General features: G+C 56.1%; 11 protein-coding genes. 3 read left to right on the plus strand and 8 right to left on the minus strand.

Annotated features, from left to right (window positions below; translation table 11 throughout):
- A partial coding sequence (locus B3R00_RS02095; RefSeq protein WP_286997156.1) for a hypothetical protein occupies positions 1-617 on the plus strand: 617 nt, incomplete at its 5' end.
- Positions 618-655: 38 nt separating this feature from the next.
- On the opposite strand, the gene B3R00_RS02100 is transcribed toward B3R00_RS02095, so the two are convergent.
- The 3 genes from B3R00_RS02100 to B3R00_RS02110 form a co-directional block, all read right to left on the minus strand.
- Positions 656-1,690 (minus strand): methionine synthase, encoded by a 1,035-nt coding sequence (locus tag B3R00_RS02100; RefSeq protein WP_286997158.1) that lies wholly within the window; start codon positions 1,688-1,690, stop codon positions 656-658.
- Positions 1,691-1,761: 71 nt separating this feature from the next.
- Entirely contained in the window at positions 1,762-2,343 is a 582-nt protein-coding gene (gene msuE / locus B3R00_RS02105) for an FMN reductase (protein WP_219164846.1), read from the minus strand.
- Between the two features lie 52 nt (positions 2,344-2,395).
- Positions 2,396-3,379, minus strand: a complete 984-nt coding sequence (locus B3R00_RS02110; protein WP_286997168.1) for a putative oxygenase MesX — start codon at positions 3,377-3,379, stop codon at positions 2,396-2,398.
- 212 nt (positions 3,380-3,591) lie between these two features.
- Here B3R00_RS02110 and B3R00_RS02115 point away from each other — a divergent pair, with 212 nt between their 5' ends.
- Positions 3,592-4,518, plus strand: coding sequence for a LysR family transcriptional regulator (locus B3R00_RS02115; protein WP_174863801.1), 927 nt, complete (start codon positions 3,592-3,594; stop codon positions 4,516-4,518).
- 53 nt (positions 4,519-4,571) lie between these two features.
- Here the strand turns inward: B3R00_RS02115 and B3R00_RS02120 are convergent, their stop codons facing one another.
- The 5 genes from B3R00_RS02120 to prpC all read right to left on the minus strand — a co-directional run bounded on the left by B3R00_RS02120 (position 4,572) and on the right by prpC (position 11,075).
- Positions 4,572-5,432, minus strand: a complete 861-nt coding sequence (locus tag B3R00_RS02120; RefSeq protein WP_286997159.1) for an isocitrate lyase/PEP mutase family protein — start codon at positions 5,430-5,432, stop codon at positions 4,572-4,574.
- A gap of 66 nt (positions 5,433-5,498) precedes the next feature.
- Positions 5,499-6,707, minus strand: coding sequence for a 2-methylaconitate cis-trans isomerase PrpF (gene prpF, locus B3R00_RS02125; RefSeq protein ID WP_286997160.1), 1,209 nt, complete (start codon positions 6,705-6,707; stop codon positions 5,499-5,501).
- A gap of 70 nt (positions 6,708-6,777) precedes the next feature.
- Complete coding sequence (gene acnD, locus B3R00_RS02130) at positions 6,778-9,408, minus strand: Fe/S-dependent 2-methylisocitrate dehydratase AcnD (protein ID WP_286997161.1); 2,631 nt, start codon at positions 9,406-9,408, stop codon at positions 6,778-6,780.
- A gap of 20 nt (positions 9,409-9,428) precedes the next feature.
- Positions 9,429-9,866, minus strand: a complete 438-nt coding sequence (locus tag B3R00_RS02135; protein ID WP_286997163.1) for a GntR family transcriptional regulator — start codon at positions 9,864-9,866, stop codon at positions 9,429-9,431.
- 21 nt (positions 9,867-9,887) lie between these two features.
- Positions 9,888-11,075 carry a bifunctional 2-methylcitrate synthase/citrate synthase gene (gene prpC / locus B3R00_RS02140; protein ID WP_286997164.1) on the minus strand — a complete coding sequence of 396 codons (1,188 nt, stop codon included), beginning with the start codon at positions 11,073-11,075 and terminating at the stop codon, positions 9,888-9,890.
- A 189-nt stretch (positions 11,076-11,264) separates the two neighbouring features.
- Here prpC and B3R00_RS02145 point away from each other — a divergent pair, with 189 nt between their 5' ends.
- Complete coding sequence (locus tag B3R00_RS02145) at positions 11,265-12,722, plus strand: short-chain fatty acyl-CoA regulator family protein (RefSeq protein WP_286997166.1); 1,458 nt, start codon at positions 11,265-11,267, stop codon at positions 12,720-12,722.
- Positions 12,723-13,354 lie beyond the last annotated feature (632 nt).

The raw sequence follows: 13,354 nt of genomic DNA on the forward strand, positions 1-13,354 counted from the left end.
GTTCTGCGTGGAAATCAACACGTGTTTGGGTAGATGAAGTCGAGCGCCTGTATCCAGGTACATCGAGGTGGTTCTATACGCCAGTTTGGTATCTTTTGGAAGAAACAGAGTTCTATCCATCAGAGATTTATGAATGCGCTAAGCAGCTGCCACATGATGAGTTGGCGGAATATCTTTTGTCGGGAGAGGGATTGGAGGAATCAGCTGCGTTGATGCTTTCTGAGTTGACGATGCAAGTGCCTTGGCTTCTTGCGGTGAAGCCATCTCCAGAGGCTTTGGGCGCTATGGCGTGTGCGATGCGCAGAGCTGAGCTAGCAGGTCAGATGCCAATCTTTAGACGAGCTGGAATAGGTATGTTGTGGCTGCTGGATAGACTAATACTGAAGGAGCCCTTACCCGTTAGAGAGTGTTTGCGAGAGCTGCGGAAAATCGTCAAAGAAAAATTTGATAAACAGGTCTATCCGATGGGCGGTCTGATGCGCTCTCCTCCAAAGAGGAGGGACTTGGAGGAATTCTCAAAAAGAGTGAAGCTCTTGAAAGCAGCGGAAAAAGCTTTTGACAAATGCGATATGGAAAAGGGGGAATCACTGATTGATCAAGCGTTTTCGATAAAGTGAATTGCACCGTTCCGGCTCTCTTGGTGGTTTAAAATTGTCTAAAAAGCACTGGTCGATTCAAGCCGCTCTTTTGCCAGTTGGGTGCCTGCTGCCAGCGCTTTCAGCTTTCGCCATGCCACGTCCCTTCCCATGGGCGCTAGGCCGCAATTGGTGCATGGGAACAGGCGTTCCTTGGGAACAAACTCCAGCGCACGGGCGATAGTGTCGGCCACTTCCTCGGGTGTTTCGACCACATCGCTGGCCACATCGATCACGCCGACCAACACATCTTTGCCTGCCAGCAGTTTCATCAGATCAGGTGGCACGTGGGAGTTGATGCATTCCAGGCTCACCTGGTCAATGCTGCTGCGGGCCAGTGCAGGGAATACGGTCTCGTACTGGCGCCATTCATCGCCCAGCGTGCTCTTCCAGTCGGTATTGGCCTTGATGCCGTAGCCATAGCAGATGTGCACAGCCGTCGTGCAGTTCAAGCCTTTCACTGCACGTTCTAGCGCTTGCACGCCCCAGTCGGCAGCATCTTTCATGTAGACATTGAATGCGGGCTCATCGAACTGGATGATATCGACGCCATCGGCCTGTAGTGCCAGCGCCTCCTGGTTGAGCAGCTCGGCAAAGGCAAAGGCCATCTTGACCTTGTCGCCGTAAAAGCGGTCGGCCACAGTGTCGATGATGGTCATGGGTCCGGGCAGGGTGAACTTGAGCTTTTTCTTGGTGTGTGCCCGTGCCAGTTGGGCTTCAAACCCATGTACGCGGCCTTTGAGGCGCAGAGCTGAGACCACCTGCGGCACCATGGCGTCGTAGCGGTTGTTGCGGATGCCCATGGTCACCTTGTTGTCGAAGTCAATGCCTTCGACCTTTTCGAGAAAGCCGTGCACAAAGTGCTGGCGCGACTGCTCGCCGTCGCACACGATGTCTAGGCCCGCGTCTTCCTGCGCCTTGATCCACAGCAAAGTAGCGTCTGCCTTGGCCTGCAGCAGGGCATCGCCCTCTGCTTTCCACTTGGGCCAGAGTTTGTTGGTTTCCGCAAGCCATTCGGGTTTGGGCAGGCTGCCAGCAATAGATGTCTCAAACATAAGGATTCCTTTTAAAAATGGGGGGCTCACCGCAAGGCCGTATGCCTGTACGGTGAGTGCGACAGGAGTTCTTAAGCGGCCACTGCTTCCAAGTCAGCGCAGGTCGTCGCGCGGCATGCCAGCTCAATCATTGGCAATCCCTTTTCAACGGCTAATTGGGCTCGCTCAAGCAGAGCATCATTGCGAAGGCTGCCGTCCGCAAAATCAGTGTCCGTCGCATAAACGCCTAAAGGCAAAGTGCGCGCTTGAAAAAAGCTGAATAAAGGGCGCAACTGGTGATCAATCATCAACGCGTGACGCTGACTGCCGCCAGTGGCTGCCAGCAAGATAGGCTTATCGACCAGTGCATCCTGTTTAATAAAGTCGAAAAAATGCTTGAACATGCCTGTGTAGGAGCCACGAAAGACAGGGGTAGCCACAATCAGGATGTCTGCCTGCTCCACGGCAGCAAGTTCTTGCTCCAGCAAGCTTGGCAATTGCGTGCGAAATGTCGTTCCTGCCAATTGCGGGACACGTTGCCCGATGCTGATCAGACGTACATCGCACGGTACCGCCTTAGCAACCAGACTGAGCAAATGCTTGGCCAAAACAGTGGACTTGGAGCTTTGCTGCAGCCCGCCAGAGACTGCAACTAAACGCAGTGGGCGCATGATTTTTCTTTCATGAAATTGCATCCAACAATCACAACCATGAGATGTAGAACCATTAAATCTGGACATGCGCAGACCATTGCTCAAGCACTTTTTGGTAGGGTTTGATAAACCATTCTTCCGTCAGCTTGCCCTGGCTCACAGCCAATTGGTTACGCTCTTCGCGATCGTAGAAAATCCGTGTCAATGAGTGGTCGGTATTCCTCAAGCTAGGCTGAAAACGAATGGCTGCTGGTGCATTGGCGTTATAAATCTCTGGGCGGTAGATTTTCTGAAACGTTTCCATGACGCTAATTGCAGCAATGATTTCCATATTTGAATAATCTGCCAGCAGGTCGCCAATAAAATAAAATGCCAGTGGGGCAACACTGTTTGCAGGCATGAAGTAGCGAACGTTCAGGCCCATCTTGGCGAAATAATTATCGGTAATTGAAAGTTGGTCTTGTTTGTACTCAACGCCCAGTACAGGGTGGGTTACACCTGTCTGGTAGTAGGTTTTTTCAGCTGCAATGCTCAGGCAGATCAGCGGGCTATTTTTGAAATTTTCTTTGTAGGCGCTTGATTCGAGAAAGTGCTTGAACAGCTTGCCATGCAATTCGCCAAAGCCCTCCGGCTCGCTAAACTGAATTTTGTTTTTGTTATGATTTTTCAATACAACGCTGAAATCATAGTCTCGAACGTATGAAGAAAAGCTGTTACCGCCGCTTCCTTCGATGTACTTACCTGTTTGATTGTCGAAAATATTTGTTTTCAATATTTCAATCAATGGAAGCTGATTCTTAAGCGGTTTCCGATTGATTTTCAGATCAGCAGAGATAATCTCTAATTCAATCGCATAGCGATCTCCATTCGGATTATCCAAATAGGCCAAGCTATTGAACCGATTGTTCATCATCTTGATGGTGCGTCGCAAATTTTCTTTGCGATTTTCGCCACGCGCCAAATTGGCAAAATTGGTCGTCAGGCGAGTCTTTTCAGAGGGTTGATAGTCCTCATCAAAAATTAATTTATCAATGCTGAAAGTAAATTCGGGGCACAAGGAGCTATTGCCCGCTACATCAATGCCATTAGGAGAAAGAGAACGACTCAGAGACATACAAACTTTCAAAAAAAGCACCACAACTGGGACAGGGCGGTGCCTAGGAATGCATGAATGCTATGAAGAGTACATCTTGAAGTAAAACGAGTTTTTTTCAGTGTGACTTGAGGTAAGCTAATGTTGTTGAGTTTTCGTACCCAAAGACTGCCGTGATCCTCTCCCCGTTTTTAGAGCTGCGTCACCTGCGGACACTCTCTGCCCTGCATGAAACCGGCAGCTTGGCTCGTGCTGCGCAGCTGCTGAATGTGACCCAATCCGCCCTCTCCCATCAGATCAAATTTCTGGAAGAGCGCTATGGCAGCCCCTTGTTTGAGCGCAAGTCCGTCCCCCTAAAATTCAGTGCCATTGGCGAACGCATCCTGGAGCTGGGCGCAAAAATACTGCCCGAGGTTGAACAAGCCGAACGCGATTTGCTGCGCTTATCGCAAGGTGGAGGTGGCACGCTGCGCATTGTGGTGGAGTGCCATACCTGCTTTGACTGGCTGATGCCCGCCATGGATGTGTTCCGCCAGCGTTGGCCTGATGTGGAGTTGGACATCGTCTCTGGCTTTCACCCCGACCCTGTGGCACTGATTCTGCAAAACCGTGCAGAAGTCGCCATCGTGGGAGAGCCCGATGACAACGACCCCGTGATCTACCATCCGTTGTTCCGCTATGAAATGCTGGCTCTCATAGCCAAGCACCACCATTTGGCGGAGCGCAGCTACTTGGAGGCTCAGGACTTTGCGGATGAAGTGCTTATCAGCTACCCGATTCCAGATGACATGCTGGACATCATGCGGCAAGTGCTGATGCCTGCCGGAGTCACCCCCGCAGGCCGTCGCACCAGTGAACTGACCGTTGCCATGTTGCAATTGGTCGCGAGTGGCCGCGGTATTGCCACATTACCGATGTGGACAGTGCAAAGTTATCTGGACAAAGGTTATGTCACTGCCAAGCCAGTGAGCAAACAAGGACTGCATGCGCACTTGTACATGGCCAGCACACCAGAAGTTGCGCAACGTCCATGGATGGCTGATTTCGTGCGTATTACCCGCGAAAGCACATTCAAAACACTACCGGGGATCGAATTGCTGTAGATCTGCTGCACCATGCGATGGTCGAGTCAGACTTCAGAACCTATGGCAGAGAGTCAGGAATAGCGCTTTTCCAGCGAATCCCAGAAGTCCTTGTTCACCAGGCGTTGGCGCTCTAGGAACGGGGCGACGATGGCGGGGTCTTCATCCACTTTATGCTCATCGCGCAGCAGGGTTAGGCACTTTTGCATGCCAGCCACTGCACCTTGCAGGGCGGCGTTGGCGTACAGCACAAAGCCAAAGCCAAGCTGTCCGAGCTCATCGGCGTTGAGGATGGGGGTCTTGCCACCGATGACCATGTTCATCAACTGGGGTGCCTGCAGGCGCTGGGGCAGGGCGCGCACTTCTTCGGCCTGGGTGACGGCTTCGACGAACAGAATGTCGGCACCAGCTTCTTGAAACGCTTGGGCGCGTTCGATAGCGGCTTCAAAGCCGTGAACGGCTGCGGCATCGGTGCGGGCCATGATGAGGGTGCCGCTGTCGCGGCGGGCATCCACCGCAGCGTGGATCTTGCCCAGCATTTCGCTGGTTTCAATGACTTGCTTGCCGTTGAAGTGGCCGCAGCGTTTGGGTGAGACCTGGTCTTCCAGCTGAATGCAGTCGGCACCTGCGCGCTCAAGCGTGCGCACGGCGTGGTAGGTGTTGACGGCATTGCCGAATCCGGTGTCTGCATCGACTAACAGCGGCACTTCCACGGCTTCACGGATGCGCGCCGTGTGGTCAGCGATATCGGTCAGACCCATAAAACCTTGGTCGGGCATGCCAAACCACATATTGGTCACGCCTGCACCGGTGACGTAAATCGCTTCAAAGCCTAAATCTGCGATTAGTTTGGCGGACATGGCGTTGAAAGCGCCGGGAACGATGACACCGCGGCGTGCGTCAGCCAGGGCTTTGAGTTGTTGCTTGGGGTTCATGATATGTCTCTTTAATTTAATAGCGGCTAGCGCTTATGCATCAAGCGCTACAGCCTGTTTTGTTTGTTATTTGGCTTCCAGCACCAATGCGGGCACACGTATCGCGCCTTCCATCAAAATGCGCGCACTGCGGCTCATCAAGGCCTTGGTGACTTGCCATTGACCGTCAACGAGTTGCGCTTCTGCACCCACACGCAGCGTGCCGCTTGGGTGGCCAAAGCGAACGGCACGGCGTTCGCCACCGCCCGCTGCCAGATTGACCAGTGTGCCGGGAATGGCTGCTGCTGTGCCGATAGCCACGGCGGCCGTACCCATCATGGCGTGGTGCAGCTTACCCATGGAGAGAGCTCGTACGACCAAGTCTATGTCCTGTGCGGCAATAGCCTTGCCGCTGGATGCGGTGTAGCTCTGGGCTGGTGCGACGAAGGCAATTTTGGGTGTGTGCTGGCGCGTGGCTGCCTCGCTCAGGTGTTTGATCAAACCCATACGAATCGCACCGTGGGAGCGGATGGTTTCAAACTTGGTCAGCGCTTCGGCGTCGTTGTTGATGTCGTCTTGCAGCTCACAGCCGGTGTAGCCCAGGTCTTTGGCGTTCAGGAAGATGGTGGGTATACCTGCGTTAATCATGGTCACAGCAAAGCTGCCAACACCAGGAACGTCGAGTTGATCGACCAGATTGCCTGTCAGGAACATCGAGCCACCGTCGTCGCCATCGTCAGCGGGGTCCAGAAATTCCAGTGCGACTTCAGCTGCAGCGAAAGTTACTCCGTCCAGCTCAAAGTCGCCGGTTTCCTGCACTTGGTCATCGGTGATCGGCACATGGGCCACGATGGTCTTGCCAATATTGGCCTGCCAGATGCGGATGATGGCGGTGCCGTTTTGTGGAATACGGGCTGCGTCAATCAAGCCCATATGGATGGCACAAGGGCCGACAGCCGCGCTCAGGTTTCCGCAGTTACCGCTCCAGTCCACAAATGCCTTGTCGATAGCGACCTGGCCAAACACGTAGTCCACATCGTGGTCGGCGCGCGTGCTGCGGCTCAGGATCACGCCTTTGCTGGTGGACGACGATGCATTGCCCATGCCGTCAATTTGCTTGCCATAGGGATCAGGGCTACCCAGAGTGCGCAAAAAAATGGCGTCGCGCACAGGGCCGGGCTGCTGTGCTGCTTCGGGCAAGTCCTGCAGTTTAAAGAACACCCCTTTGCTGGTGCCGCCACGCAGATAGGTGGCTGGAATCTTGATTTGCGGTGCAAACCGCTGGTTGTCACTCATGGTTGTCTCTGGCGTTAGGGTCGTTATCCAAGAGTGAGTAGCCATCGTCTTTGATAGCTACCCGTGCTAATTAAACCTGGGCTTCAAGCTCTTTTTGTTCAGAGTTCTTAGCCAGAAAGTCTTGTGCAAATCGTTGCAGCACGCCGCCAGCCTCATAAATGCTGACTTCTTCTGCTGTATCCAAGCGGCAACTCACAGGCACTTCGGTGCGGGCGCCAGTTTGGCGGTAGATGTGCAGCATCAGCTCGGCACCCGGTTTGCGCGTACCAATCACGTCATAGGTTTCGGTGCCATCCAGACCCAACGTCAAGCGAGTGGTGCCGGGCAGAAATTCCAGAGGCAGCACGCCCATACCGATCAGGTTGGTGCGGTGAATGCGCTCAAAACCTTCGGCCACGATCGCTTCTACACCCGCCAGACGCACCCCCTTGGCGGCCCAGTCGCGGCTCGAGCCCTGGCCATAGTCGGCGCCGGCAATGATGATCAGGGGCTGCTTGCGCTCCATATAAGTTTCGATGGCTTCCCACATGCGCATGGTCTTGCCTTCGGGCTCCACACGGGCCAGAGACCCCTGGCGCACTTTGCCGTTGTTGTCCACCACCATTTCATTGAACAACTTGGGATTGGCAAACGTGGCGCGTTGGGCGGTGAGGTGGTCGCCGCGGTGGGTAGCGTAGGAGTTGAAGTCCTCTTCGGGCAGACCCATCTTGTGCAGGTACTCACCTGCGGCCGAGTCCATCATGATGGCATTCGATGGCGACAGGTGATCGGTGGTGATGTTGTCAGGCAGGATGGCCAGCGGGCGCATCCCGCGCAGCGTGCGCTCTCCTGCCAAAGCACCTTCCCAGTAGGGTGGGCGGCGTATGTAGGTCGATTGCGCGCGCCAGTCGTACAGTGCTTTTTCCTTGGCGCCGTTGTCCGCCTGGATGGTGAACATGGGCTCATAGACAGCGCGGAACTGTTCGGGCTTGACGGCGGCCTTGGCTACGCGGTCAATCTCGTCATCGCTGGGCCAGATGTCCTTGAGGCGAATTTCGCGCCCCTGGAAAACACCGAGCACATCGTTTTCGATATCGAAGCGAATGGTGCCGGCAATCGCATAGGCGACCACCAGGGGGGGGGACGCCAGGAAGGCCTGCTTGGCGTAGGGGTGGATGCGGCCGTCAAAGTTGCGGTTGCCAGAGAGTACGGCCGTGGTGTAGAGGTCGCGATCAATGATCTCTTGCTGAATGGCAGGGTCGAGCGCGCCGCTCATGCCGTTGCAAGTGGTGCAGGCGAACGCCACCACGCCAAAGCCCAGAGCTTCGAGGTCATGCAGCAGGCCAGCCTGCTGCAGGTACAGCGGCACGGTCTTGGAGCCGGGGGCCAGCGACGACTTGACCCAGGGCTTGCGCATCAAGCCCAGGTTGCGGGCGTTGCGTGCCAGCAAACCGGCAGCGATCACGTTGCGCGGGTTGCTGGTGTTGGTGCAACTGGTGATTGCCGCGATGATGACGGCGCCATCGGGCATCTGATCCTCTTGCTCAGTCCATTCACCGGCAATGCCCTTAGCGGCCAGATCGCTGGTGGCCAGGCGGGCGTGCGGGTTGGAGGGGCCTGCCATATTCCGCACTACGCTGGACAGGTCGAACTGCAGCGTGCGCTCGTAGACGGCGTTTTTCAGCGCATCTGCCCACAGACCGGACTGCTTGGCATAGGTTTCGACCAGCTGAACTTGGGCAGGCTCGCGGCCAGTGAGGCGCAGGTAGTCAATGGTTTGCTCATCGATGGCGAACATGGCAGCCGTCGCGCCATATTCGGGCGCCATATTGGAGATGGTGGCGCGGTCGCCAATGGAGAGGCTGCGGGCGCCTTCACCAAAGAACTCCAGATACGCGCCCACCACTTTTTGCTGGCGCAGGAACTGGGTCAGGGCCAGCACGATATCGGTGGCGGTAATGCCCTCTGGGCGCTTGCCGCTCAGCTGCACGCCAATGATCTCGGGCAGGCGCATCCACGATGCACGGCCCAGCATGACATTTTCGGCTTCGAGGCCGCCCACGCCGACAGCGATCACGCCCAGTGCATCCACATGCGGGGTGTGGCTGTCCGTGCCGACCAGCGTATCTGGATATGCTTCACCATTGATAGCATGGATCACAGGGCTCATGCGCTCCAGATTGATCTGGTGCATGATGCCGTTACCTGGTGGAATCACTTCCACATTCTTGAACGAGCGCTTGCACCAGTCGATGAAGTGAAAGCGGTCTTCGTTACGTCGGTCTTCGATGGCGCGGTTTTTCTGGAAGGCATCGGGGTCGAATCCGCCGCACTCTACTGCCAGCGAGTGGTCCACTATCAATTGCACGGGAACGACAGGGTTGACGGCAGCAGGGTCGCCGCCCTGGTCGGCAATGGCGTCACGCAGACCGGCCAGATCGACCAGCGCTGTCTGGCCCAGGATGTCGTGGCAGACCACGCGCGCCGGGAACCAGGGAAAGTCGCGCTCGCGCTTGCGTTGCACGATCTGGGTCAAACATTCGGTGAGGATGGCTGGCTCGCAGCGGCGCACCAGGTTTTCGGCATGCACACGGCTGGTATAGGGCAATGTGGCCCAAGCCCCGGGCTGAATTGCTTCGACAGCAGCTTGCGCATCGAAGTAATGCAAAGCCGTGCCGGGCAGTAATTTGCGGTAGACGTTGTGGGTGTTGTGCGTACTCATTTTTCTATCTTGTGACAGGCTTAGTCAGCAAAAGCAGCGCTGTGCTGGTCTGAAATAGCAGGGGTGTATGACGGGCGGGGACCCATTGCCAGTTGCAAGCGTGCTTGTGCAATCGCATAGACGCGCTGTGTCAGTTCAGTGCAGGATGTGCTGCTCTTGTGCCCGATCTCATTCAGGTGCTGTGCCAGAACTTGGCATAGCTGCTGGGCCTCTGCCTCCTGTGCGGCAGTGAGGCAAGTCACCGTCATTCCACGGCGGGGCTGTGCTGTGAGCAGACCCTCATGGCACAGCAGCTTCATGGCTTCGCGCACAGGGGTGCGACTCACGCCAAATTCCAGAGCCAACGCGCCATCGTTGATATCGCTGCCTGGCAGCATCTGATGGCTCAGAATGCGCTCGCGCAATTTGTCAGCTATGGCGATACACAGTGAGTGGGCCTGCAGGGTTTGGATAGTCATGGCGTGGGGCAGGGTGAGGTTTTACTGGCGCTCTTCAATCGGCACAAAGCGCAGATCGTCAGGGCCGGTGTAGTTGGCACTGGGGCGAATGATCTTGTTGTCCTGGCGCTGCTCGATGATGTGGGCCGCCCAGCCACTGGTGCGGGCAATCACGAACAAGGGCGTGAACATGGCGGTGGGCACGCCCATCATGTGGTAGCTCACGGCGCTGAACCAGTCGAGGTTGGGGAACATGTTCTTGACTTCCCACATCACGGCCTCCAAGCGCGCAGCGATGTCGTACATCTTGGTGCTGCCAGCTTCATCCGACAGCTGCTTGGCCACGCCTTTTATGACCACATTGCGCGGGTCGCTCACGGTGTAGACGGGGTGACCAAAGCCAATCACGACCTCTTTGGCTTCTACGCGGCGACGGATGTCGGCCTCAGCTTCGTCGGGGTTGTCATAGCGCTTCTGGATTTCAAACGCCACCTCATTGGCACCGCCATGCTTGGGGCCGCGTAGCGCGCCAATCGCGCCGGTGATGGCGGAGTACATATCGCTGCCGGTGCCTGCAACCACGCGGGCCGTGAAGGTGGATGCGTTGAATTCGTGCTCGGCGTACAGATTCAGCGAAGTGTGCATGGCGCGTACCCAGCTATCCGAAGGCTTGGCACCGTGCAGCAGGTGGAGGAAGTGGCCGCCGATGGAGTCGTCATCAGTCTCCACCTCAATGCGGCGGCCCGAGTTGCTGAAGTGGTACCAGTACAGCAGCATGGAGCCCAGCGATGCCATCAGGCGATCGGCAATATCACGGGCACCGGGCAAGTTGTGGTCGTCTTTCTCGGGCAGGGCGCAACCCAGGGTCGAGACGCCGGTGCGCATGACATCCATGGGGTGGCTGGCGGCGGGCAGTTGCTCCAGTGCCGTCTTCACACTGGTGGGCAGACCGCGCAGTGCCTTGAGTTTGTTCTTGTAAGCCTTCAGTTCAGCGCGCGTGGGCAGCTTTCCATGCACCAGCAGGTGGGCGATTTCTTCAAATTCGCAGACCTCGGCAATGTCCAGAATGTCGTAGCCGCGGTAATGCAGGTCATTACCGGTCTTACCCACGGTGCACAGCGCTGTATTACCGGCCGTCACTCCCGACAGGGCCACGGACTTTTTGGGCTTGAACGTGCCTGTGACAGCTGAATTGTTGGCTTGGACTGTGGGTTCGGCCACGATGCTCATACGGGTCTCCTTGGGTAGTTATGGATGGCAATCAAAAGCGCTTATGGGCTTTCTGGTCTGCCATACTTCGCAATCTACGCAATTGAATTGCACCGAGATAGCACTGAATTAGCGAAACATTGCGAAGAAGAATTCGCTAGATTGCAAATTTTGCGAATTTCTCTATCCATAAAACAGGGAGACGGTGAGATGGCCAAAACTTTCATGGGGGTACGGCTGCGCAGCCTGCGTGCCGAGCGCGGCATGACGCAAGCTGCGCTGGCGCAAGCTCTGGATCTATCGCCCAGCTACCTCAATCAGATTGAGCAGGATCAACGCCCGCTTACCGTGGCTGTGCTGCTCAAGATCCACAAGGCGCTGGGTGTGGACATCCAGCAGTTTTCGGAAGACGAAGAGGCGCGCCTGCTGGCGCAGTTGCGCGATGCCATAGCAGCCATGCCGCAAGAAAGTGGTGGCGTGCCGCTGCCCGAGCTGCGTGAAGTCGCCTCCAAGCTGCCGCAGCTAGCAAAGGCGCTGCTGGCTATGCACCAGCGCCATCTGGCCGATACCGAGCGACTGGAGGCCTTGACGGTCCGCATGGGCGATGACCGCGCTGAAATGGATGAAGGCCAACTCCTGCTGGCCCATGCTCCGCGCCAAATGCCTTTCGAAGCCGTGCGTGACTTCTTTTTTGCCCATCGCAACTATTTTGATGCCCTGGACCGGACCGCAGAAAACCTGGCGATACAGGCCCAAGCTCAAATCAACGCTGAAGGCGGTACGCTGCAGGAGTGGCTGAAATATCGGCTGCAAGCCAAGCACCAAGTTCTGGTGCTGCGAGATGGCCACAGCAGCATGAGTGGGGAACATCGTCACCGCCACTTTGATCCAGCGTCGCGAACGCTTTATGTCACGCCGCAGCTGCGCCCGGCCCAGCAAGCCTTTCAATTGGCCACACAACTGGCCTTGCTGGAGTTTGACACCTTGATTGAGGAGCAGCTGCGGTCAACGCATTGGCAGGATGAGGCCACGCGGCGCCTGGCACGCATGGGGCTTGCCAACTATGTGGCAGGTGCCTTCGTGTTGCCCTATGACGAGTTTTTGCAGACTGCGGAGAACTTGCACTACGACATCGATTTGGTGGGCCAGCGCTTTGGGGTGGGATTTGAAACCGTATGCCACCGCCTCTCCACCTTGCAACGGGCAGAGGCACCTGGCATCCCTTTTTTCTTTGTGCGCGTGGACCGGGCAGGCAACATCAGCAAGCGTCAATCAGCTACGCATTTTCACTTCTCCAAAACCGGCGGTACCTGCCCGCTCTGGATCGTGTATGAGGCATTTACCCAGCCGGGGCGCATCGTGCCGCAACTGGCCGCTATGCCCGATGGCCGCGTCTACCTCTGGGTGGCACGCACCATCAGCCATGTCGGCCACGGCTGGGGAGCACCCGGCAAGACGTTCTCGATTGGCCTGGGCTGCGACCTGCAACATGCCGCTCGGCTCGTCTATTCCAAGGGGCTGGATTTGCGTCATGTGGATGCCGCAGCACCTATAGGCATGGGCTGCAAGGTTTGTGAACGCAGCGCCTGCCCGCAACGGGCCTTCCCTTTTGTGGGCAAAGCCTTACGGGTCAATGAAAATGAAAGTGGTTTTGTGCCTTACGGATAGTGCATTGGTAAAGTGGCTTGGTCGAGGTCATGTTGCATTTGCGTTCCTGCTCACAACTCAGGCTTTGTCCCGAAAGCTCCGCCAAGGCGGTAAGCCATGTAATACGAAGTGAGTAAATGACCGGAGAGAATCCGGGTATGACTTACACCGAGCTGTAGATTTGCATGAGCGACTTGTGTATCACCAAGGTACTCTCTAGCACTCGGCCTGGTTGGGGTGGTTTGCGTATCTCCATTTGTAAATCCGTCAGTGACAGTCGATGCGCGGGGAGCTCCGGTGCACTGGTTCAACCACTGCAGGCTGCTGGAATCCATAGGGCATATACCGCCAGCGGAAGCTGAGGCAAACTACTGGCGGCAAGTTGCCAATACCGTGCAGGCTAACGCCTGCACTTCAACAAACTAGCCTCCATCAAACCCGGTGTGATTCAGTCGTCGATCACATTGAGCAGTCGAATGCTGCGCTCATCCGCTTGAGGACGAAGCTAGGCATACTTCATCAAGTAGCTACCTAGTCATAGGGATCGACAAAGATGAGCATGTGCAGCACCGCTTCGAACAATCCAGCGGCAAAACAGCATAGTCCAGCTGTTGTCTACCTCGATTTCGATGGTGTGTTGATTTCCACGCAGA

Source organism: Comamonas sp. UBA7840 (genome assembly GCF_002501455.1).
GTDB lineage: Bacteria > Pseudomonadota > Gammaproteobacteria > Burkholderiales > Burkholderiaceae_C > Comamonas > Comamonas jiangduensis.

Coding starts and splice junctions, on each gene's coding strand:
- B3R00_RS02100 (WP_286997158.1), bottom strand. CDS start 1,690: ATGTTTGAGACATCTATTGCTGGCAGCCTGCCCAAACCCGAATGGCTT.
- B3R00_RS02120 (WP_286997159.1), bottom strand. CDS start 5,432: ATGAACCCCAAGCAACAACTCAAAGCCCTGGCTGACGCACGCCGCGGT.
- prpF (WP_286997160.1), bottom strand. CDS start 6,707: ATGAGTGACAACCAGCGGTTTGCACCGCAAATCAAGATTCCAGCCACC.
- acnD (WP_286997161.1), bottom strand. CDS start 9,408: ATGAGTACGCACAACACCCACAACGTCTACCGCAAATTACTGCCCGGC.
- B3R00_RS02135 (WP_286997163.1), bottom strand. CDS start 9,866: ATGACTATCCAAACCCTGCAGGCCCACTCACTGTGTATCGCCATAGCT.
- prpC (WP_286997164.1), bottom strand. CDS start 11,075: ATGAGCATCGTGGCCGAACCCACAGTCCAAGCCAACAATTCAGCTGTC.
- B3R00_RS02145 (WP_286997166.1), top strand. CDS start 11,265: ATGGCCAAAACTTTCATGGGGGTACGGCTGCGCAGCCTGCGTGCCGAG.